This is a genomic window from Rhizobium mayense (genome assembly GCF_030272705.1).
In the GTDB taxonomy this organism is placed as follows: Bacteria; Pseudomonadota; Alphaproteobacteria; order Rhizobiales; family Rhizobiaceae; genus Rhizobium; species Rhizobium mayense.
Genome location: NZ_JARFYM010000005.1, coordinates 184,622 through 205,293 on the forward strand (window position 1 = coordinate 184,622; position 20,672 = coordinate 205,293).

20 protein-coding genes, 1 tRNA gene and 1 riboswitch are annotated in these 20,672 nt (G+C 60.4%); of the genes, 13 read left to right on the forward strand and 8 right to left on the reverse strand.

The genetic code is table 11. From position 1 onward, the window contains the following. The first annotated feature begins 5 nt into the window (after window positions 1-5). Entirely contained in the window at window positions 6-272 is a 267-nt protein-coding gene (locus PY649_RS09725; RefSeq protein ID WP_285868090.1) for a hypothetical protein, read from the forward strand. A gap of 112 nt (window positions 273-384) precedes the next feature. Here the strand turns inward: PY649_RS09725 and PY649_RS09730 are convergent, their stop codons facing one another. The 4 genes from PY649_RS09730 to PY649_RS09745 form a co-directional block, all read right to left on the reverse strand. Then, window positions 385-684 carry a putative quinol monooxygenase gene (locus PY649_RS09730; protein ID WP_285868091.1) on the reverse strand — a complete coding sequence of 100 codons (300 nt, stop codon included), beginning with the start codon at window positions 682-684 and terminating at the stop codon, window positions 385-387. Window positions 685-1,145: 461 nt separating this feature from the next. Then, window positions 1,146-1,361: a hypothetical protein gene (locus PY649_RS09735; protein ID WP_285868092.1), complete on the reverse strand. Its 216-nt coding sequence runs from the start codon at window positions 1,359-1,361 to the stop codon at window positions 1,146-1,148. A gap of 170 nt (window positions 1,362-1,531) precedes the next feature. Continuing rightward, window positions 1,532-1,607 (reverse strand) — tRNA-Thr (locus tag PY649_RS09740). A gap of 137 nt (window positions 1,608-1,744) precedes the next feature. Next, window positions 1,745-2,704, reverse strand: coding sequence for an NAD(P)H-dependent flavin oxidoreductase (locus tag PY649_RS09745; RefSeq protein ID WP_285868093.1), 960 nt, complete (start codon window positions 2,702-2,704; stop codon window positions 1,745-1,747). A 340-nt stretch (window positions 2,705-3,044) separates the two neighbouring features. Between PY649_RS09745 and PY649_RS09750 the strand changes: the two genes are divergently transcribed. Beyond that, window positions 3,045-4,277, forward strand: a complete 1,233-nt coding sequence (locus PY649_RS09750) for a hypothetical protein (RefSeq protein ID WP_285868095.1) — start codon at window positions 3,045-3,047, stop codon at window positions 4,275-4,277. A 17-nt stretch (window positions 4,278-4,294) separates the two neighbouring features. On the opposite strand, the gene ppk2 is transcribed toward PY649_RS09750, so the two are convergent. Beyond that, window positions 4,295-5,176 (reverse strand): polyphosphate kinase 2, encoded by an 882-nt coding sequence (gene ppk2, locus PY649_RS09755; RefSeq protein WP_285868096.1) that lies wholly within the window; start codon window positions 5,174-5,176, stop codon window positions 4,295-4,297. 245 nt (window positions 5,177-5,421) lie between these two features. Here ppk2 and phoR point away from each other — a divergent pair, with 245 nt between their 5' ends. From phoR to phoB, 7 genes are all read left to right on the forward strand, one after another. Further along, window positions 5,422-6,678 (forward strand): phosphate regulon sensor histidine kinase PhoR, encoded by a 1,257-nt coding sequence (gene phoR / locus PY649_RS09760; protein WP_285868097.1) that lies wholly within the window; start codon window positions 5,422-5,424, stop codon window positions 6,676-6,678. Window positions 6,679-6,862: 184 nt separating this feature from the next. Next, window positions 6,863-7,897 carry a substrate-binding domain-containing protein gene (locus PY649_RS09765; RefSeq protein WP_285868098.1) on the forward strand — a complete coding sequence of 345 codons (1,035 nt, stop codon included), beginning with the start codon at window positions 6,863-6,865 and terminating at the stop codon, window positions 7,895-7,897. A 59-nt stretch (window positions 7,898-7,956) separates the two neighbouring features. Then, window positions 7,957-9,438 carry a phosphate ABC transporter permease subunit PstC gene (gene pstC, locus PY649_RS09770; RefSeq protein WP_285868099.1) on the forward strand — a complete coding sequence of 494 codons (1,482 nt, stop codon included), beginning with the start codon at window positions 7,957-7,959 and terminating at the stop codon, window positions 9,436-9,438. Then, on the forward strand, window positions 9,435-10,769 hold the full coding sequence (gene pstA, locus PY649_RS09775; protein ID WP_285868100.1) for a phosphate ABC transporter permease PstA: 1,335 nt from the start codon (window positions 9,435-9,437) through the stop codon (window positions 10,767-10,769). Before pstC ends, pstA begins: the two co-directional genes overlap by 4 nt. Window positions 10,770-10,783: 14 nt before the next feature. Continuing rightward, the gene (gene pstB, locus PY649_RS09780; protein WP_285868101.1) at window positions 10,784-11,599 is read left to right on the forward strand and encodes a phosphate ABC transporter ATP-binding protein PstB; all 816 of its coding nucleotides are present in this window, start codon (window positions 10,784-10,786) and stop codon (window positions 11,597-11,599) included. Between the two features lie 51 nt (window positions 11,600-11,650). Continuing rightward, entirely contained in the window at window positions 11,651-12,364 is a 714-nt protein-coding gene (gene phoU, locus PY649_RS09785; RefSeq protein WP_285868102.1) for a phosphate signaling complex protein PhoU, read from the forward strand. A 32-nt stretch (window positions 12,365-12,396) separates the two neighbouring features. Then, window positions 12,397-13,080, forward strand: a complete 684-nt coding sequence (gene phoB / locus PY649_RS09790) for a phosphate regulon transcriptional regulator PhoB (protein WP_004128368.1) — start codon at window positions 12,397-12,399, stop codon at window positions 13,078-13,080. 84 nt (window positions 13,081-13,164) lie between these two features. Here phoB and PY649_RS09795 read toward each other — a convergent pair whose 3' ends face one another. Beyond that, the gene (locus PY649_RS09795) at window positions 13,165-13,689 is read right to left on the reverse strand and encodes a GcrA family cell cycle regulator (RefSeq protein ID WP_285868103.1); all 525 of its coding nucleotides are present in this window, start codon (window positions 13,687-13,689) and stop codon (window positions 13,165-13,167) included. A 425-nt stretch (window positions 13,690-14,114) separates the two neighbouring features. Here PY649_RS09795 and PY649_RS09800 point away from each other — a divergent pair, with 425 nt between their 5' ends. From PY649_RS09800 to PY649_RS09810, 3 genes are all read left to right on the forward strand, one after another. Further along, the gene (locus PY649_RS09800; protein ID WP_285868105.1) at window positions 14,115-15,314 is read left to right on the forward strand and encodes an aspartate aminotransferase family protein; all 1,200 of its coding nucleotides are present in this window, start codon (window positions 14,115-14,117) and stop codon (window positions 15,312-15,314) included. Between the two features lie 72 nt (window positions 15,315-15,386). Further along, window positions 15,387-16,304 (forward strand): ornithine carbamoyltransferase, encoded by a 918-nt coding sequence (argF, locus tag PY649_RS09805; protein ID WP_285868106.1) that lies wholly within the window; start codon window positions 15,387-15,389, stop codon window positions 16,302-16,304. Between the two features lie 46 nt (window positions 16,305-16,350). Next, complete coding sequence (locus tag PY649_RS09810; protein WP_285868108.1) at window positions 16,351-17,340, forward strand: Hsp33 family molecular chaperone; 990 nt, start codon at window positions 16,351-16,353, stop codon at window positions 17,338-17,340. Window positions 17,341-17,356: 16 nt separating this feature from the next. On the opposite strand, the gene apaG is transcribed toward PY649_RS09810, so the two are convergent. Together apaG and PY649_RS09820 are read right to left on the reverse strand one after the other, a co-directional pair. After that, window positions 17,357-17,749, reverse strand: a complete 393-nt coding sequence (gene apaG / locus PY649_RS09815; protein WP_285868177.1) for a Co2+/Mg2+ efflux protein ApaG — start codon at window positions 17,747-17,749, stop codon at window positions 17,357-17,359. Between the two features lie 325 nt (window positions 17,750-18,074). Further along, window positions 18,075-19,262: an O-succinylhomoserine sulfhydrylase gene (locus tag PY649_RS09820; RefSeq protein ID WP_285868111.1), complete on the reverse strand. Its 1,188-nt coding sequence runs from the start codon at window positions 19,260-19,262 to the stop codon at window positions 18,075-18,077. 43 nt (window positions 19,263-19,305) lie between these two features. Beyond that, a riboswitch (SAM riboswitch) is annotated at window positions 19,306-19,384 on the reverse strand. Window positions 19,385-19,555: 171 nt separating this feature from the next. Here PY649_RS09820 and PY649_RS09825 point away from each other — a divergent pair. Next, entirely contained in the window at window positions 19,556-20,650 is a 1,095-nt protein-coding gene (locus PY649_RS09825; RefSeq protein WP_285868113.1) for a 2'-deoxycytidine 5'-triphosphate deaminase, read from the forward strand. The last annotated feature ends 22 nt before the right edge of the window (window positions 20,651-20,672 follow it).

Genomic DNA, 20,672 nt, shown 5'->3' on the forward strand with positions numbered 1-20,672 from the left:
CGTTAGTGGCGCTGGGTATCCTCGCGTTGCCAGTGACCAATGCTGAGGCTTACCATTATTATCACTATCATCATTACCACCACCATTACGGCGGCCCCAGCGTGGTGATCTCACCGGGCTTCGGCGTCTATGTCGGTCCGAGCTACGGCTATCGCCACTACTACTATCGCGATTATTATCGTGACCGCTATTGGGGCGGACCGTACTATGGGCACTATCGTTATGGGTATCGCCCCTATTGGCGCGATCGCTATTACGACCCATGGTACTGAGCAGGCGGACATTCCGCTCCGGCAGGCAGGATAGATTCCGGCAGGCAGGATAGATGAAGAACGGCGCCGACAGGGGCCGTGGGCATAGTTGTTCAGCTCCCGTTGGGTGCGATCAGACCGGGCTGAGCACATGCACGGCATGCGCGGCCATCAGGTCCTTCACCTTTTCCCCATAGGCCGCCATATGGGCCGAGGCGGCATGTGCCGTAAGCGCCGCCATGCTTTCCCATTTTTCGACCACTACGAACGTATCGGGACCGAACGCCGGGTTGGCGCCCTCGACATCCACCACGGCGGTATATTCGATGCAGCCGTCCTCGGCGTGCACAGCCGGAACATTCGCCTGGAAGGCTTCGAGCACCGCGGCACGCTTGCCGGGCAGGGCGGTCAGGATGGCGAGAACGTGGATCATGAGGTTTCCTTTGAATGGATCGGATGATGCTGAGGTAAGACAAAAAATTGGTGCAGTCGCAATTCGCACGACCAATGAAGCAAAATCGCCGCGGCATTCAAAGTGATTACATGACAATCGACAAACATTAGTGCTTCCCTATGTTCATAAAAAAACGGGAGGGAGCCAATGTCATCTGAATGGCCAATGTTCATACTGCAGTCGATCGTGGTTTTTGGCTTGGTAGGCGCCCTGTTCATCAGGGCATAGCAGCCATCGTCGCCGCATGAACCACAGTTTCCCGGTTCCGAAGCCAAGCAGCCCGACCGATCAGACGGTCGAGCTGCTCTACGATCCGATCAGGGGTCAAATCCAACCAGATGATAAATCACTAAGTTGAACTTATTATAAGTCAACTACTATTTTGGGCTTTCTTTCCCACCATCAGAACCGCGCGAACCTCACATCAAGACCAAGCCTGGTCAATCGTGCCCGCGCCCACGATATGTCGTCGGAACGCCGGCCGCTTCATGGCATTGCGCGAGAGTTTCCAGCCATGTTGCCAGCCCATCCGGCACTTTGGCATTCCCCGCTTCCAATGCCTCCACCCATGACAGGTCACATTGCAGGGCGCTCGCCAAATTGATCGGCGTCCAACGGATATGCAAAAGGCATTCGGAAAAGCGTTCTGGGGTCATGATATTCTCCGCGATAGCATTCAAGGTGTCAGCGAGTGGTACGACGTTAGAGAGGCTTGCTTATGGCCTATAGACAATGCTCGTTCGCATCCGTCGCGACACGAGGCGTCAGCACAGAAAAACTCAAGAACTTCTAACGATATAACTATCTTATTTTTATTGGAGAAATATGGTGCCGCTTACGTGACTCGAACACGTGACCCCATCATTACGAATGATGTGCTCTACCGACTGAGCTAAAGCGGCATTTCAGGGCGTTCGGTGCTGCCCCGCGATTTGCATGGCGCTGATACAGTCAATGCGGCGAGATTTCAAGCGTTCAAATTGCCGAATGGCAAAAAAGCGAGAGGCTTGTGAAAAACCGGCCATGCGCATGAGCGTTCTCAGAGTGCCAGCCGGGCGCGTGCCTGGTGGTATTCCGCTTCCAGCCGATCGACGAGTTTGGCCACCGGTTCGATGGCTTTGACGGCGCTGATTCCCTGTCCGGAGCCCCAGATGTCCTTCCAGGCCTTGGCGCCGGCCGTCTCGGTTTCGAAATCCATTTTCGAAGGATCAGCTTCGGGCAGGTTGTCCGGATCCATGCCGGCGGCGCGGATCGAGGGTTTCAGATAGTTGCCATGCACGCCGGTGAAGAAGTTGGAATAGACGATATCGGCCGCCGCCCCGTCGACGATCGCCTGCTTATAGGCTTCCGTTGCGCGCGCCTCTTCGGTGGCGATGAAGGGCGAGCCGATATAAGCCATGTCCGCGCCCATCGCCTGAGCAGCCAGGATTGCGCGGCCATTGGCAATCGCGCCGGCAAGCAGCAAAGGCCCGTCGAACCATTCGCGGATTTCCTGGACGAGCGCGAAGGGTGAGAGTTGGCCGGCATGGCCGCCGGCGCCCGCCGCCACAGCAATCAGCCCGTCCGCACCCTTGCGGATCGCCGAATTGGCATGACGATTGTTGATGATGTCGTGGAGCACGAGGCCGCCATAGGAGTGCACGGCCGCATTGACCTCCGGCACGGCGCCGAGCGATGAGATGACGATCGGCACCTTGTATTTCACGCAGAGCATCAGATCGTGCTCCAGCCGCTTGTTCGACGTATGGACGATCTGGTTGACGGCGAAAGGGGCGGAGGGTCGTTTCGGATGCGCGGCGTCGTGTGCGGCGAGATCCTCGGTGATCATTGCCAGCCATTCGTCCAATTGGCTTTCCGGCCGGGCGTTCAGCGCCGGAAACGAACCGACGACGCCGGCCTTGCACTGCGCCAGCGTCAATGCCGGATGCGAGACGATGAAGAGGGGCGAGGCCACGACCGGCAGCCGCAGGCGCTCGGTCAGGACAGGGGGAAGGGCCATGAACATCATCCGTATTTGACGTTTACGAAAACGTCAAAGGGATAGCAGATGTGGGCGGGGAGGGAAAGATGGGGGAAGAAGCAGGCAAATAGGTAATAGTGATTGACCATATCCGCGCGCCTGGCGCTTTCCCTGCTGCCCTTTGCCTACTGCCTCGCAACTGCACCCCATTTGTGTCGTCTTTGCCATTTATCCCCGCCGGAGTGCCCGCGGGTCATTTGGAGAGACTTGCACATTGCCGGGCGGGGCGTTACCCAATTCGGTTAGCGAATGGTAAAGAAATAGTCGTCTTGGCGGTAGAGTATGCGGGCGCATCGCGAGTGAGAGTAAAGGACCTGAAGTGAGCGGATTAGAAACGGCTATCAGAAACGCCCTGGAGCGATCCGACCGTGCCAATCCGGAAATCCGGGCCCGTATCTATCAGTCGGCGCGACAGGCGCTCGAATCGGGACTTCGCAAGCAGGACATTACCGACGTCGGCATCATTGCAGCTCAGCGCCAGCGCCTGGAGGCGACCATCCGGACGATTGAGGGCGAGGAGCGCGTCCGCCCGCCGGAAACACCCGTGACGCCCGAGGTGGAGGCGCCCCATATACCCTCTGCGCCGTCCCGGCAGGCGCCTGAGCCTGCTGGGCAACGACAGGCGCAGGAGCCTGTCATGAGCGTGCGCGGCGAGACGCGCGACCGCCCAATAGCCGCTCAAGCCCCCGTTCCCGCCGAATCCCCTGCGCCGGAAAGCGATTTTGGCGACATGCGCGCCGGCCCGACCGATCATCTCGGCGCCGACAGCGATCAGCCGCAGTCGGCCGCACCGGCCGCAACGCGGTCGATGAATTTCAAACCGGAACGCGCCGCCGTTCGCCGCAAACCGCGCAAGTTCTTCTCGCGCCTGCTGGTCTTCTGCATCCTGCTCGCCTTCCTCGGCGTCGGCGCCTGGTGGATCAAGAGTTCGGGTGTGTTCATGACGGCAGCGCAGCGCGACACCAGCGTGCCCAATCCGCCGGCGCATGTTGATTCCCAGGATTTCAAGGGTAACAACAGCGACGACGACACCTCCAATGATGATGACAACAGCAGTCCCGCCAATCCGGGATTGGCAACGATTGATCCACAAAACCGCTTCTCCGACGAATGGATCGAGATTTTCAAGCCGACCGACCTGGCGAATATTGTGAGCGGTGCGCAGGCCAAGGCCGAGAACGTTTCGGAAAACGAAGGTCCGGCGGTGCGGCTGACCTCTCAGACAAACGCCCCGGACGGCAATGCGTCGGTTGAAGTGCCGGTCAGCGTGCTGCAGCAATTGGCCGGCAAATCGTCAGCAGTCGCGCTCACGCTGCAATCCACTTCCGACACGCCGACGCAGATCACCGTGGAATGCGATTTCGGCTCGCTCGGCAGCTGCGGCCGTCACCGCTTTAACGTTACTCGCCAGAAGGGCGACGCCCTGTTCGAGGTCCATTTCGACCGTTCGCTGGCGCCAAACGCGCCCGGCCGTCTGATCATCAACAGCGATGTCGATGGTAAGGCGAGGGGCATCAACATCTACGCCATCCGTGTCCTGCCCGGGCAATGAGGCCGGGCCGCGGCCCCTCATTTGAGGACATGCGGCCCCTTGCCCAGAATCTTGTCGTCGATTTCGCCGATCGCCTTCTCGTCCTTGCGGTCATAGTCGAGCGTCAGCAGCATGTGACGGATGAGGTTGAGGCGCGCGCGGCGTTTGTCGTTGGCATGGAGCACTGTCCATGGCGCGTAGTCCGTATGCGTCTCCTTCAACATGCGGTCGCGTTTTTCACTGTAGTCTTTCCACTTGCTCAGCGCCGCGATGTCCATGGAGGAAAGCTTCCAGACGGCGCGCGGATCGTGGCGCCGGTCGTGAAAGCGCTTGAGCTGCATTTCCCTGCCGATGTCGAGATAGAATTTGAAAAAGAAGATGCCGTCCTGGACGATGAGCTTTTCCAGATGCGGAGTCTGTTTCAGGAATTGCTCGTATTGCTCCGGCGTGCAGAAGCCCATGACCGGTTCGACGCCGGCTCGGTTGTACCATGAACGATCGAACAGCACGAATTCGCCCGCCGTCGGAAACTGGGCGACATAGCGCTGGAAATACCATTGCCCCGCTTCGCGGTCGGTCGGTTTGGTCAGCGCCACGGCGCGCGCGATGCGGGGGTTCATATGCGCTGAAGTTGCGGCAATGGAACCGCCCTTGCCGGCGGCGTCCCGTCCCTCGAAGAGCGCCATCACCCGCTTGCCGGTCGCCTGCAGCCAGAATTGTACTTTAATGAGTTCGATCTGCAGCTTTTCCAGTTCCAGCAGATACTCTTCATCCTTCAGCTTCTTCTTGTAGGGATAGCCGCCGGAGGCAAGCGCCTCGTCGTTGATCCAGTCCGGCAGGACGGGGTCGTCGACATCGAATACGCGGGTCTTGCCACCGATATGCAACTCCACCGCGCGGCTTTCCACGTTCTCTCCCATGTGTTCTGTTCCTTTGCAATTCACGTTGTTCTAACGATATCCGCTGGGTGTGGCAAAAAAGCTTTGAAGCAAGTTGGGATATTTATCCAGTATTTTCAATCTCTTTGCCAGCCGCTCCCTTTGCCGGCTACATTTATTATTGTAAGTCGTCGGCTTCTGTGGATAGAGCCGAAAATTCTGTCATGAATCCCCGCTAATACGCGGAGTCTTGGATTCCGTAATGGCAGGCGAAGGGACGGGTGCACGTGGAAGACGAATGGTCATTCCTCAGGAAGCTGGCTGCACGGCTGCGGCAGGAGACCGCCATCCTGATTCTGGCGACGCTGATTGCCATTCTGGCGCTCGTCGAGGGTATCAATACCGGCGTCGTCTTCTGGATTTGGGTCGTCGTGATGATCGTGGCGCTCATCCGCCGGCCGTTGGTCGAAAAGGCAGTCCCGCCGGCGCCCGTCGAGCCCGCTCAGGCCGATCCGGAGGTCCTGTTGCGCACGGTCTTCTCCGGCTTAGCAGCACTTGACGTGCCGGTTCTCATCATCGATCGCGAGGCGTCTGTCCTGGTGCAGAATGCCGCCGCCGACAAGGCGTTCGGCGCTTTTCCGTCCGGCGCCCATATCTCCGCCAAGCTGCGCTCCCCCGGCGTCCTCGACATGGTGCGCGAGACGATCACCACCAACACGCCGAACCAGATCGAACATTCCGAGCGTCTGCCGTCGGAGCGCGTCTATATCGTCCGCATCGCGCCGATCGATTTGCCTGAATCAGACATCGAGCCCGGGACCTTCTTCGTGCTCTCCTTCCGCGACATTTCTGAACTTCGCCATATCGATCGTATGCGCTCCGATTTCGTCGCCAATGCCAGCCACGAGCTGCGCACGCCGCTCGCCTCGCTGCGCGGGTTCATCGAAACCATCCAGGGGCCGGCCAAGGCAGACCCGAAGGCGCAGCAGCGCTTTCTCGGCATCATGTTCGACCAGACGACACGCATGAGCCGGCTGGTCGACGATCTCCTATCGCTGTCGCGGCTGGAGTTGAAGTCGCACATCGCGCCGGATCAGAAGGTTGATCTCGTGCCGTTGCTCGGCCATGTCCGCGACGCGTTGCTGCCGCTGGCCAGCGATCTCGACGTGACCATCAATCTGCATCTGCCCCCCGGAAAGGTGGAGGTGCTGGGTGATCGTGACGAGCTGGTGCAGGTCTTCGAAAACCTCATCGAAAATGCCTGCAAATACGGTCAGGAAGGCAAGGTCGTCGAGGTTTCGCTCTTGAACGAGCCCGGTCAAGCCGTCGAAGTCGTCGTTTCCGACCGGGGGCCGGGTATTCCAGCGGAGCATGTGCCGCGCCTGACTGAGCGTTTCTATCGCGTCAATGTCGAAGACAGCCGCTCGAAAAAAGGCACCGGCCTGGGGCTCGCCATCGTCAAGCACATTCTCACCCGCCACCGCGCAAGGCTGATCGTCAAGTCGGAAGTCGGAAAAGGAACGGACTTTACCGTGCGGTTCTGAACGGCTCTGTGAATCGTTCATTTTGGGCGTGACTTAATCCATAGATTTCAATTGGTTGGACTGTCATAATTGTTTCACTCGCCTGACATAAAAGGGCGGTGCTTTGACCGCTAAAAAGAGTTGTTGAAAGGCGGACGCTCCGTTCGCCGCCACGCTCTTCAAAGCCCGTCAGGGAGGGTTCACCATGAACACGTTGAAACTGTCTATCATTGCGTTGGTCGCATCCGCCGCTTTTTCTGGCGTCGCCGTGGCCCGCGATCAGATTCAGATTTCCGGTTCTTCCACCGTATTCCCCTATGCCAAGATCGTTGCCGAGACTTTCGGGGAAACCTTCACGAATTTCAAAACGCCGGTCGTCGAATCCGGCGGCTCCGGCGCCGGCCTGAAGGAATTCTGCAAGGGCGTCGGCCCGGATTCCATCGATATCGCCAATTCTTCGCGCCCGATCAAGGACAGCGAAGTCGAGGCCTGCAAGGCGGCCGGCGTTGCCGATATCCAACAGGTCAAGATCGGTTACGATGGCATCGTCTTCGCGTTCGACAAGAGTAATCCCGACATAAAATTCGTGCCCGCCGATCTCTATAAGGCGCTCGCTGCCGAGGTTGTGGTGAAGGGCAAGCTGGTTCCCAATCCTTACAAGAAATGGTCCGAGATCAATCCGGCCCTGCCGGACTTCGAGATCGCAGCCTATATTCCGGGCGAGAAGCATGGCACGCGCGAGGTCTTCGAAGAGAAGGTGCTGGCCGCCGGCTGCAAGGATTCCGGTGCGCTCGACGTCATCAAGACGACCGTTTCCGATCCCGATCAGCAGACCGCGAAGTGCATCGCAGTGCGCAAGGACGGTGCGGCAGTCGATATCGACGGTGATTATCCCGAGACGCTGGCCCGCATCGACGCCAACAAGCATGGAGTCGGCGTCTTCGGCCTCTATTTCTATCAGAACAATGCCGACAAGCTGAAGGTTGCGACCGTAAGCGGCATCGTGCCGTCGGGCCAGACCATCGCCGACGGCACCTATCCGGTGTCGCGGCCGCTGTTCTTCTACGTCAAGAAGGCGCATCTGGGCGTCATTCCGGGCCTGAAGGAATATGTCGACTTCTTCACGAGCGATCAGATGATTGGACCGGACAGCCCGCTGGCCGAATACGGCCTGGTGCCGGCGCCTGATGCTGAACGGGACCAGATCCGCAAGGATTTCGCGGACGGGAAGATCATGTGAGTGCTTAAGGACTGCCGCCGGCGGGGCTTGCCCGCGCCGGCGTTTGCCGGGGAATGGGAATGAGTTTGTCATTGCTGCTGTTGTGCCTGTCGATCATCGGCGCCTCCGCCTTCGTGCTGGGGCGGACGAGAGCGGCTGCGCTTTCCGGCGGCAGGTCCTCGGCCATGCATTCGCGGCTCGGCTATCACGGCGCCTATGCCGCCATATGGGCGGTGTTGCCGGCGTTGGCGTTGATCTGCGTGTGGCTGACCATCAGCCCGGAGGTGATCGACCATTTCGTGATCAAATCCTTTCCGGAGGAGGTGCAATCCCTGCCGCAAGCCGAACTCAACCTCAGCTACGGCATGGTGCGCAGCATCGCCCACGGCATGCGCCTGCTCGATGACCAGGAACTGGCCACCGTCGCCGGCGGCTCCGCGGATCTTCAATTGCTCCTGGCGCAGAAGGGTGTCCCGCTCGCGGTCCGGCCGACCGGATATATGATCGAGGCGTCCGACAAATATAACAGTATGCGATATGTGAGCCGCATCGTCATGTCGGTGGCGGCCATCATTCTTTCGGTGGTCTGCGCCATTCATGGCCTGCGTGCCATCGACTTGCGCTTTCGTGCCCGCAATCGAGTGGAGCAGGTCATTCTCGGCGGTCTGATCGTCGCTTCCTCCATCGCCGTGCTGACGACGATCGGTATTGTCGCTTCGATGCTGTCGGAAGCCGCCCGCTTCTTCAACATGGTTCCAGCCGCCGAATTCTTCTTCGGCACCGTCTGGGATCCGCGTTTCACGGGAGCCGGCTCGCAAACGTCGGGCACGTTCGGGCTCATCCCGTTACTGGCCGGCACGCTCTATATCGGCTTCGTCGCCATGTTGGTTGCAGTGCCGGTGGGGCTGTTTGCCGCCATCTACATGGCCGAATATGCCTCGGCGCGCGTGCGCTCCGTCGCTAAACCGATGCTCGAAGTGCTGGCTGGCATTCCGACCATCGTCTACGGCTTTTTCGCCCTGGTGACGGTCGGGCCGTTCCTGCGCGACATTTCCGCTGATATCAACGGCCTGCTGACGGGCAATTATGCGAGCTTCATCGAGGCGCAGAGCGTCTTGACCGCCGGCTTTGTCATGGGCGTCATGCTCATTCCCTACGTCTCGTCACTTTCGGACGACATCATCATGGCCGTGCCGCGTTCGCTGCGCGACGGTTCGCTTGGCCTCGGCGCTACGCGATCGGAAACGGTCAAGCGCGTCCTGCTGCCGGCTGCTTTGCCCGGCATCGTCGGCGCGCTGCTGATGACCGCGTCGCGGGCGATCGGCGAGACGATGATCGTCGTGCTGGCCGCCGGCGTTGCCGCCCGCATGCAGCTCGATCCCTTCGAGCCGATGACAACGGTCACCGTGAAGATCGTCAACCAGTTGACCGGCGACCTCGAATTCACTTCGCCGCAGACATTGGTGGCCTTCGCGCTCGGCATCACGCTCTTCGGCCTGACCCTTTGTCTGAACGTCTATGCGCTCTACATCGTCCGCCGGTATAGGGAGCAATACGAATGAGCGAGGTCGCTTCTTCCGCACCATCGCCGATTCCGCGTGGGCTGACGCCCGGCGCGCCGCCGCGGCGCGATATCGGCATTAAGCGTCGTTACGCCGCTGAGCGGCGGTTCCGCGCCTATGGCCTTGCCGCCGTCACCTTCGGCCTTGTCTTCCTCGTCATCCTGGTCTCCACAGTGGTGCGCCACGGCTACACCGCCTTCGTGCAGACCTCGATCACCTTGCCGATCGAATTTACCGAGAAGGTGATCGATCCCACGGGCAAGCGCGGCAGCGATCCGAAGGTGCTGATCGCGGCCAATTATCCGATTCTCATCCGCGATGCTCTGGTGAAGGCGCTAAGCATCGATCCTTCCAATCGGGTACTCGTCCGCGAAGCGACGGAAATGGTGTCGGACGGCGCGCGGATTGCATTGCGCGACAAGGTCCTGGCCGATCCCTCGATCATCGGGAAGACTGTAGAGGTCACTTTCCTCGCCAGCGCCAATATCGACTCCGCCAACAAGGGACAGATCGACCTGACGGCCGCCGAAAAGGACCGCAAGGTCTCAGACCAGCAGCTCACATGGATGAGGCAACTCGCCACCAACGGTGCGTTGTACAAGGCATTCAATACGGGCCTGTTCTTGTCCGGCAATTCCAGCCGCCCGGAGGCGGCCGGCCTCGGTGTCGCGCTGATCGGTTCGCTCTACCTGATGCTGACCGTGCTGGTCTTGGCATTGCCTGTCGGCGTGGCCGCCTCGATCTATCTGGAGGAGTTTGCGCCGAAGAACCGCCTGACGGATCTGATCGAGGTCAATATCAACAATCTCGCCGCGGTGCCGTCGATCGTCTATGGCCTGCTCGGCCTTTCGGTCTTCATCAATTTCATGGGCTTGCCGCGCTCCGCTTCACTGGTCGGCGGGCTGGTGCTCAGCCTGATGACGCTGCCGATGATCATCATCGCCACGCGCTCGGCCCTGCGGGCCGTGCCGCCTTCGATCCGCAGCGCAGCCCTCGGCCTTGGCGCTTCGCGCATGCAGGTGGTGTTCCACCACGTCCTGCCGCTCGCCATGCCCGGCATCCTGACGGGCACGATCCTGGGGCTGGCGCATGCGCTCGGCGAAACCGCGCCATTGCTCCTGATCGGCATGGTCGCCTTCGTCGCCAATTATCCGGCAGGGCCGCTCGATCCGTCGACGGCCCTGCCAGTGCAGATTTACATGTGGGCGAGCGAAGCCGAGCGCGCCTTTGTCGAAAGAACCTCCGGGGCCATTATCGTCCTGCTCTTCTTCCTTGTTGCGATGAACATCGGGGCAATCCTGCTGCGCCGTCGTTTTGAGCGGCGCTGGTGACAGGAGAAGATGGAATGAACATGATAACGGAAGCCGCGAGCGAAAAAATACTGGCCAGGAAGATGATGACGATCCCCTACAAGATGATCGGCCAGGACGTCTCGGTCTACTACGGCGAGAAGCGCGCCCTGTTCGACGTGAACCTGAACATCCGTGCCAATACGGTCACCGCGCTGATCGGCCCTTCCGGCTGCGGCAAGTCCACCTTCCTGCGTTGCCTCAATCGCATGAACGATACGATCGACACCTGCCGCATCACCGGCAAGATCACGCTCGACGATCAGGATGTCTACGACAACGCCATCGATGTCGTGGAGCTGCGTGCCCGTGTCGGCATGGTGTTCCAAAAGCCCAATCCGTTCCCCAAGTCGATCTACGAGAATGTGGCCTACGGCCCCCGTATCCACGGCCTTCACCGTTCCAAGGCCGATCTGGATCACATCGTCGAAACTAGCCTGCAGAAGGCCGGCCTTTGGGGAGAAGTAAAGGATCGGCTGTATGATGCCGGCACCAGCCTGTCCGGCGGCCAGCAGCAGCGCCTCTGCATAGCCCGAGCCGTCGCCGTCAGTCCGGAGGTCATTCTCATGGACGAGCCGTGCTCGGCGCTCGATCCGATCGCTACCGCCAAAGTCGAGGAACTCATACATGAGCTGCGGGAGAACTTCACGATCGTCATCGTGACGCATTCCATGCAGCAAGCAGCCCGCGTGTCACAACGCACCGCAATGTTTCACCTCGGCCATCTGGTCGAGGAGAACGATACCGATAAGATGTTCACCAATCCCGATGATTTCCGCACGCAGGATTACATCATGGGCCGCTTTGGCTGATGACGCTCCCCGCGCGGTTCCCTTCACATTGTTCACCTTGAGGATAGAAAAATGGTCTCCACACACATTCTCTCTGCCTATGACGAAGACCTGAAGTTCCTGACGCGCCGTATTGCTGAAATGGGCGGCCTGGCAGAGCAAATGGTCAGCGACAGCGTGCGCGCTCTGGTCAATGGCGACGCCGGCCTGGCGCAGAAGGTCATCTCCGATGACGTCATTCTCGACCACGCCGAACGCGAAGTCGGCGACAAGGCGATCGTCACCATTGCACGCCGCCAGCCGATGGCTGCCGACCTGCGTGAAATCATGGGCTCCATCCGTATCGCGTCCGACCTAGAGCGCGTCGGCGATCTCGGCAAGAACACCGCCAAGCGCGTCATCGCCGTGCAGGGCACCGGCGTTCCGCGCCGTCTCGCCCGCGGCATCGAACACCTCTCCGAACTGGCGCTCGTCCAGCTCAAGGAAGTGCTCGACGTCTACACGACCCGTTCACCCGACAAGGCTGTGTCGATCCGCGAACGCGACGAGGAAATCGACGCCATGTACACCTCGCTCTTCCGCGAGATGCTGACCTACATGATGGAAGATCCGCGCAACATCACCACCTGCACGCATCTTCTCTTCTGCGCCAAGAACATCGAGCGCATCGGCGACCATGCGACGAACATCGCCGAGACGATCTATTACATGGCGACCGGCGCCCAGCCCGAAGGCGAGCGCCCGAAAGACGATACCGCCAACACCGTCGGTGCAGTGACGGAATAACGTAGACGCTGAGAGAGGGAGACCAGAGGCGCATGGTTCCGAGAGTAGCTGTTGTAGAAGACGAGGAAGCGCTAAGCGTTCTGCTGCGCTATAATCTTGAAGCCGAGGGCTTCGAGGTCGACACCATCCTGAGAGGCGACGAAGCCGAGTTGCGCCTCCAGGAGCGCATCCCCGATCTACTGATCCTCGATTGGATGCTCCCTGGTGTATCCGGCATCGAGCTCTGCCGCCGGCTGCGCATGCGGCCGGAGACGGAGCGCCTGCCGATCATCATGCTGACCGCTCGCGGTGAGGAAAGCGAGCGCGTGCGCGGCCTTTCCACCGGCGCGGACGACTATGTCGTCAAGCCGTTCTCGACGCCGGAGCTGATGGCTCGCGTCAAGGCGATGCTGCGCCGAGCCCGCCCGGAAGTACTCTCCACGGTATTGCGCTGTGGCGATATCGAGCTGGACCGCGAAACCCATCGCGTTCATCGCAAGAGCCGCGAAGTGCGGTTGGGGCCGACGGAATTCCGCCTGCTGGAATTCCTGATGTCCTCGCCGGGCCGCGTCTTCTCGCGCTCCCAGTTGCTCGACGGCGTATGGGGACACGATATCTACGTCGACGAACGCACCGTCGACGTGCATGTCGGTCGCCTGCGCAAGGCGCTGAACTTCTCCAATATGCAGGACGTCATCCGTACCGTTCGCGGCGCGGGTTATTCCATGGAGGCCTGATCGGATCATCCGACAGGTTTTTGCAGAGCGGCGGAAACAGAAAACGGGCCTTTCGGCCCGTTTCTTTCATGTGACTGATGTGGCTCAGTGGGCCGCCCGGCGGCGATCATGCACCGGCTGGTAAGCCAGGCGCTGATGATAGGTGCAGTAGGGCGAAGAGTCCGGGCTGTCGTTGCCGCAGAAGTGAAAATCGTCCTTTAGCGGGTCGCCGACCGGCCACTTGCAGGTGCGTTCGGTGAGTTCCGTCAGGCCGAGGCGGCGAGAAATCGGAACGACCACATTGGCGGCCGGACGATATTCGATCTCGTTGACGGTATCGATCTCGACCTCTTCCTTGAGCATCGTCGCACCCTGCTGGCGGGTAACCGTGCGGGTTGCAACGCGCGAGGCGTAATTCGGCGCGCGTGGTGCCGAGGTATTGCGTTTTGGCGCTCGGGCCGTCGTTGCCGTGCCGCCGGCCTTGGCCCGGCCGGGCAGGCTCAAGCGATGCACTTTGCCGATGACGGCGTTACGACTGACACCACCGAGCTGTGCCGCGATCTGGCTGGCGCTCAAACCTTCGGACCACAGCTTCTTCAGCTTCTCGACGCGTTCGTCTGTCCAATTCATGCCCTGTCTCCGCTATCGCGTTTCTGATGGCAGAATCCCTCACCATTGCCTCGCATTGGGTCGAGGCGCGAAACGCTTTAAAATTGTGGTGACTAGTTCCGCCGCATGCAGTCTAGTAATTGGTTTTTAACCTAGTGTGAGGCTGACTCCGTGACAAGAGTCGCACGAATCTTGGAGAATCGATTTCGAGGTTTTCCCCAACTTGCTATAGGTGAGTGGCATTTATGCAATATAAGTTGTCGAAGACCTGCCATGCATCCAGAGGCGCTCTGCCGCACCTGCTAAATCGCCAGTTTTGTTGACATCGCGGTGCAAAACATCAATAGTGCCTCAGGCCGCCGCAAGGCGGCATTTTGATTTTTCCGGGCCCGTTTCACTCGAAGGAAACGTTGGCCCTAAAGGTTGTGATCGAGGAGATATGGGCCATGGCTGAAACCGCGCCGCTTTATGACACCTATGTGCGTGCTCCGCTGCGGTTCGAGCGAGGCGAAGGCGTGTGGCTGATCACGGAAAGCGGTGAGCGCTATCTCGATTTCGCCGCTGGCGTCGCGGTCAATGCGCTTGGTCATGCGCATCCACATCTGGTTGCAGAGCTGAAGTCGCAGGTCGACAAGGTCTGGCACCTATCCAACCTCTATGAGGTGCCCGGCCAGGAGAAGCTGTCGAAGCGCCTGACGGAAGCCACCTTCGCCGACAAGGTTTTTTTCACCAATTCCGGTGCCGAGGCGCTGGAATGCGCCATCAAGACGGCGCGGCGCTACCAGTTCGCCAAGGGGCATCCGGAGAGATATCATATCATCACCTTCGAAGGCGCTTTCCATGGCCGCACGATCGCGACGATCGCCGCCGGTGGCCAAGAGAAGTATCTCGAAGGTTTCGGCCCGAAGGCGCCTGGATTCGACCAGGTGCCGTTCGGCGATCTCGATGCAGTGCGTGCCGCCATTACCAATGCGACAGCCGCCATCCTGATAGAGCCCGTTCAGGGCGAGGGTGGCATCCGCCCGGCGACGAACGAGTTCATGCGCGGGTTGCGTCAGATCTGTGACGAGCATGGTCTGCTTCTGGTCCTCGACGAAGTTCAGACCGGCGTCGGCCGCACTGGCAAGCTTTTCGCCCACGAATGGGCCGGCATTACGCCGGATATCATGGCGGTCGCCAAGGGTATCGGCGGCGGCTTTCCGCTCGGCGCCTGCCTTGCGACGGCCGAGGCCGCATCGGGTATGAAAGCCGGCACGCATGGCTCGACCTATGGCGGCAATCCGCTCGCCATGGCCGTCGGCAATGCCGTGTTGGATGTCGTGCTGGCCGAGGGTTTCCTTCAGCATGTGCGCGATGTCGCATTGGTCTTCCGCCAAGGCCTCGCCTCGCTCAAGGATCGGTTTCCGGATATCATCGAGGATATCCGCGGTGAGGGGCTGCTGCTCGGCATGAAGGCTGCCATCCCCTCGTCGGAACTGTTGCAGGCAATCCGCGCCGAACATCTGCTGGGCGTGCCGGCCGGCGACAACGTCATCCGCCTGCTGCCGCCGCTGGTGGTCACTGCCGAGGAAGCGCGCGAAGGCATTGCTCGCATCGAACGCGCCGCCGAAAACCTGCGCGCCGCCCGCACCAAGAAGTCGGCTTGAGTTCAACGCCCGCTGATCGGGGCGTTGTTGCCCCCAGCGGGCGTAATCTTTTTTGGGAGTACAGGTAAGGACATGGCTTCACCGAAACACTTTCTCGATCTCTCCGCCGTCGCGGCGACCGATCTGCGCAGCATCATCGACGATGCCATCGTGCGAAAGCAGGCGCTGAAGGCGGGCGCTGTCGACAAGCCGTTGGCCGGCAGGATGCTGGCGATGATTTTCGAGAAGCCGTCCACGCGCACACGCGTCTCCTTTGACGTCGGCATGCGCCAGCTCGGTGGCGAGACACTGTTCCTTTCGGGCACGGAAATGCAGCTCGGCCGCGCCGAGACGATCGGCGATACCGCCAGGGTGCTGTCGCGTTATGTCGACGCGATCATGATCCGCACGACCGACCATTCGCGCATGCTGGAACTCGCCGAACACGCGACCGTGCCGGTTATCAACGCGCTGACCGACGATACGCATCCTTGCCAGATCATGGCCGATATCATGACTTTCGAGGAGCATCGCGGACCGATCAAGGGCAAGACCATCGCCTGGAGCGGCGACGGCAACAACGTGCTTCATTCGCTGGTCGAAGGGGCTGCCCGTTTCGGCTATCGCATGAACATGGCCGTGCCCCTTGGTTCCGAGCCGAAGGATCACTATCTGAACTGGGCCCGCAACGAGGGCGCCGAAATCATGCTCTCGCATGATGCTGACCGTGCGGTCGCCGGCGCCGATTGTGTGGTAACCGATACCTGGGTTTCCATGAATCAGGAGCACCGGGCCCGCGGTCACAATGTCTTCCAGCCCTATCAGGTCAATGCGGCTTTGATGGCACAGGCCGGCAAGGACGCGTTGTTCATGCATTGCCTGCCCGCCCATCGCGGGGAGGAAGTGACGGACGAGGTGATCGACGGTCCGCAATCCGTTGTTTTCGATGAGGCGGAAAACCGCCTTCATGCGCAAAAATCGATTCTTGCTTGGTGCCTGGGCGCGATCTGAGGATATAGAACCGCGCTAAAGTCGCGGGCGCAGTAGGAGTAGAGCAATGGCGGAAAGTGCAGCCTCGCTGGGTCAATTCGATTTTGCCGGCGACGATCATGTCGTTCCCTTCCAGGTAGAAGGTCTTGATGTCCGCGGCCGCGCCGTGCAGCTCGGGCCTCTCTTGGATGCAATTCTCGCCCGGCACGATTATCCTGCCCCCGTTGCCCGGCTGCTGGCCGAGGCCGTGGTGCTGACCGTATTGCTCGGCACTTCGCTGAAGTTCGAGGGCAAGTTCACCGTGCAGACGAAGAGCGACGGGCCGGTCGATCTTCTGGTCGCCGATTTCTCGACGCCGGAGAACGTCCGTGCCTATGCCCGGTTCGATGACGAGGCACTGGCAGAGGCCGTGGCCGCCGGCAAGACCGAGCCGGAACAGCTGCTCGGCAAGGGCGTCCTCGCCTTCACCATCGATCAGGGCCGCTTCAGCCAGCCCTATCAGGGGATCGTTGCCCTTGATGGCGCTTCTCTCGAGGAGATCGCCGGTACCTATTTCCGCCAGTCGGAGCAGATCCCGACGCGTGTTCGTCTCGGTGCGGCCGAACTGTTCGACCGCGACGAGGCCGGCAAGCCGCGCCACCGTTGGCGGGCGGGCGGCCTAGTCGCGCAGTTCCTGCCGGAAGCACCGGAGCGCATGCGCCAGCCGGACCTCCATGGCGGCGACGGCGACACGAGCGTCCGCGAACATGTCGAGGATGATGCCTGGGCGGAAGCGCGCACGCTGGTCGAGACGATCGATGCGGACGAACTGACGGACCCGCAGGTCGGCACCGAGCGTTTGCTGTACCGCCTCTTCCACGAGCGCGGCGTGCGCGTCTACGAGCCGAAGGCGGTCTTCGACTGCTGCACCTGTTCGCGCGACAAGCTGAAGAGTGTGTTGCAGGGGTTTTCTGCCGAGGAGATCGAGGCGAGCCAAGAGAATGGCGAAATTGCCGTTACCTGCGAATTCTGCTCGACCACCTATCGCTTTGATGTGTCCGAGGTGACTGACGCCTGAGCAATTCGTCTCAGAGTCAGTTCAGCGTCCGCAGCAGGTTCGGCGTATCCAGCGAAAAGGCGGGGATCTTGACGTGAAAGAGCTCCCCGTCATCCGTCTCCATCTGGTAATGGCCGAACATCATGCCGGATGGCGTGTCGAGCGGGCAGCCTGAGGAATATTCGTAGGTATCGCCCGGCCGCAGCCTCGGCTGTTCGCCGACCACGCCGGGGCCGGTCACTTCGTCAACGAGGCCGTTCTGATCGGTGATGTGCCAATAGCGCGTCACCAGCCGGACGGAAATGGTGGAGTGGTTGGAAATGACGATGCGGTAGCCCCAGACATAACGATCGTCGTCCGGATCGGATTGCTCCTCCAGATAAAAGGGTTCGACGACAACTTCGATGTCGCGTGTCAGAGCGCGATACATGCCTGATACCTTGGTCACTCTCCGAAACGTCGTGCGTTCAAACGAACACACAAGGGACGCTCCAGCATTTTACATCTAGGGCATCTTATCCGCTTTCTATGATCCCACGGAAAGCGGGATACCTAGCGGTATCCTATAAAGCGACCTCTTCCGTCAAGGAACGGATGGGTGAAAACGTCTTTAGCGAATTAAACCAATCGGATTTTCAAATGTTAGGCCTAATTCTAAAGCTTAATCGACCGCCGCCGAAAGTATAGGCGCATGGCCTGCTTTCAAGATCTGTAAGCCCGCCCGAACCACATTCGGACGGGCTCTAGTAGAAACGTCAGGCTGAAACCTGTGCCAGCGCTCGGGCGAAATCCTCGACCAGGTCCTCGCTGTCCTCGATGCCCGCGGAAAAGCGGACCGTTCCGGGCGAAATGCCAAGCTCGGCGCGAGCCTCGTCGGTGAGGTTCTTGTGCGTGGTAGTGGCTGGATGCGTAATTAGGCTCTTCGAGTCGCCGAGGTTGTTGGAGATCTTCACGATCTCCAGCGCGTTCTGCAGCCTGAACGCCGCCTCCTTGCCGCCCTTCAGCTCGAAGGCGACAAGAGTCGAGCCGCCGCTCATCTGCTTGGCGATGATATCGGCCTGCGGATGGTCCTTGCGGCCGGGATAGATCACGCGGGCGACCTTATTGGTCTGCTCGGCGAGGAAATCGGCAACCTTCGCTGCGTTCGCCGTCTGCTGCGTGACGCGCAACGGCAGCGTCTCGATGCCCTTCAGCAATGTCCAGGCCGTAAAGGGCGACATGGCCGGACCGGTATGGCGGAAATAGTCCTGCAGGTTCTCGGTGATCCACTGCTTGTCGGAGAGGATGACGCCGCCGAGTGAGCGGCCCTGGCCGTCGATGTGCTTGGTGGCGGAATAGACGACGATATGGGCGCCGAGTTCCAGCGGCTTCTGGAAGAGGGGCGTGGCGAAGACGTTGTCGACCACGACCTTGGCGCCGATCTGGTTGGCGAGCTTGGCGACGGCGGCGATATCGACCACTTCCAGCGTTGGATTGGTCGGGCTTTCCAGGAAGAAGACCTTGGTGTTCGGTCGAACAGCCTTTTCCCAGTTCTCAACGAAACGTCCGTCGACCAGCGTGCATTCGATACCGTATTTCGGTGCCAGCGTCTCGACGACCCAACGGCACGAGCCGAAGAGGGCGCGGGCGGCAACGATGTGATCGCCGGCCTTCAGCTGGCAGAGGATGGCGGCGGAAACGGCGGCCATACCGGATGCGGTGGCGCGGGCATCTTCGGCGCCTTCCAGCGCACACATGCGCTTTTCGAACATATCGTTCGTGGGGCTGCCGTAGCGAGCGTAGATGAAGCCGTCCGTCTCGCCCTTGAAGCGGGCTTCCGCGGCTTCCGAGGTGTCGTAGACGAACCCCTGGGTCAGATAGATCGCTTCGGAGGTTTCGCCGAATTGCGAACGGAGCGTTCCGCCGTGAACGAGCTGTGTTGCAGGGCGCCAAGTCTTGCTCATGCCATCACCACTTTCAAAACAAAAAAACCGGCCGCGAAAGCAGACCGGTTTAACCCCGGTCCTTTTAGCCACTTGTTTAACGTGGCTGCAAGCCGACCGGCCAAATCACCACGGGATAAGTTGCAATACTTCCGTTGACCGCTTGCGTCAATTCCCCGAGTTTGGTTTTGTCGGCGGCAAATTACCGCCCGCGCGTCCGTTAGGATGCGCAAAGGGCGCAGTAACAGTTTAGATCGGCGCATGACCCGGCAAGTCCATTCTCGGCTTGCCGGGTCATGCGCTGAGGAAGAGGCATGATGGCTCGCAATACTGGAATTTTGGCCGATCGCGCCATTGCAGCGCTTTTCGAAGCAGGGCGGCTGACGAGCGAAAAAGAGCTGGATGTCGATCAGATCCAGCCGGCGAGCCTTGATCTTCGATTGGGCGCGCATGCTTTCCGTGTCCGTGCCAGTTTCATGCCAGGCCCTTCGCATCTGGTCGCCGACAAGCTCGACCGGCTGAAGCTGCATGTCGTCGATCTCTCGGAAGGCGCAGTGCTGGAAACCGGCTGTGTCTATATCGTGCCGCTGATGGAGCGTCTCGACCTGCCGGCCGAGATGTCGGCCTCCGCCAACCCAAAAAGCTCGACGGGCCGCCTCGATATCTTCACCCGCGTGATTACCGACCGGGCGCAGGAGTTCGACAAGATTCCCGCCGGCTATTCCGGCCCGCTTTACCTCGAAATCAGCCCTCGCACCTTCCCGATCGTCGTACGCCGCGGTTCGCGCCTGTCGCAGATCCGCTTCCGCGTCGGCCAGGCACTGCTGAGTGAGCCGGAGCTGATGGCGCTGCATGCCAGCGAGACGCTGGTCGCCAGCAAGCAGCCGAACGTCACCGGCGGCGGCATAGCGCTCTCGATCGATCTTGCCGGCGATAAGGAAGGCCTGATCGGTTATCGCGGCAAGCATCACACGGCCGTCGTCGATGTCGACAAGAAGGCGCAGCACGATATCTTCGATTTCTGGGAACCGCTCTACAGCCGAGGCCGCACGGAACTGATCCTCGATCCGGATGAGTTCTACATCCTCGTCTCACGCGAAGCGGTCCATGTGCCGCCGCATTATGCCGCCGAAATGACGCCCTTCGATCCCCTGGTCGGCGAATTCCGCGTTCATTACGCCGGTTTCTTCGACCCCGGCTTCGGCCATGCACCCGCCGGCGGGCGCGGCAGCCGCGCCGTGCTCGAAGTGCGCAGCCACGAAGTTCCCTTCATCCTCGAAGACGGCCAGATCGTCGGCCGCCTGGTCTACGAGCACATGCTGGAACAGCCCTCAAGCCTCTACGGCTCCGGCCTCGGCTCGAACTACCAGGCGCAGGGCCTGAAGCTGTCGAAGCACTTCCGGCTGTGATCGTCTATTTGGCGGCCTTGAC

Coding starts and splice junctions, on each gene's coding strand:
- pstA (WP_285868100.1), top strand. CDS start 9,435: ATGAGCGAGGTCGCTTCTTCCGCACCATCGCCGATTCCGCGTGGGCTG.
- argF (WP_285868106.1), top strand. CDS start 15,387: ATGGCTTCACCGAAACACTTTCTCGATCTCTCCGCCGTCGCGGCGACC.
- pstB (WP_285868101.1), top strand. CDS start 10,784: ATGAACATGATAACGGAAGCCGCGAGCGAAAAAATACTGGCCAGGAAG.
- PY649_RS09735 (WP_285868092.1), bottom strand. CDS start 1,361: ATGACCCCAGAACGCTTTTCCGAATGCCTTTTGCATATCCGTTGGACG.
- PY649_RS09820 (WP_285868111.1), bottom strand. CDS start 19,262: ATGAGCAAGACTTGGCGCCCTGCAACACAGCTCGTTCACGGCGGAACG.
- phoB (WP_004128368.1), top strand. CDS start 12,397: ATGGTTCCGAGAGTAGCTGTTGTAGAAGACGAGGAAGCGCTAAGCGTT.
- PY649_RS09810 (WP_285868108.1), top strand. CDS start 16,351: ATGGCGGAAAGTGCAGCCTCGCTGGGTCAATTCGATTTTGCCGGCGAC.
- PY649_RS09800 (WP_285868105.1), top strand. CDS start 14,115: ATGGCTGAAACCGCGCCGCTTTATGACACCTATGTGCGTGCTCCGCTG.
- ppk2 (WP_285868096.1), bottom strand. CDS start 5,176: ATGGGAGAGAACGTGGAAAGCCGCGCGGTGGAGTTGCATATCGGTGGC.
- phoU (WP_285868102.1), top strand. CDS start 11,651: ATGGTCTCCACACACATTCTCTCTGCCTATGACGAAGACCTGAAGTTC.
- pstC (WP_285868099.1), top strand. CDS start 7,957: ATGAGTTTGTCATTGCTGCTGTTGTGCCTGTCGATCATCGGCGCCTCC.
- PY649_RS09730 (WP_285868091.1), bottom strand. CDS start 684: ATGATCCACGTTCTCGCCATCCTGACCGCCCTGCCCGGCAAGCGTGCC.
- PY649_RS09745 (WP_285868093.1), bottom strand. CDS start 2,704: ATGGCCCTTCCCCCTGTCCTGACCGAGCGCCTGCGGCTGCCGGTCGTG.
- PY649_RS09825 (WP_285868113.1), top strand. CDS start 19,556: ATGATGGCTCGCAATACTGGAATTTTGGCCGATCGCGCCATTGCAGCG.
- PY649_RS09795 (WP_285868103.1), bottom strand. CDS start 13,689: ATGAATTGGACAGACGAACGCGTCGAGAAGCTGAAGAAGCTGTGGTCC.
- PY649_RS09765 (WP_285868098.1), top strand. CDS start 6,863: ATGAACACGTTGAAACTGTCTATCATTGCGTTGGTCGCATCCGCCGCT.
- apaG (WP_285868177.1), bottom strand. CDS start 17,749: ATGTATCGCGCTCTGACACGCGACATCGAAGTTGTCGTCGAACCCTTT.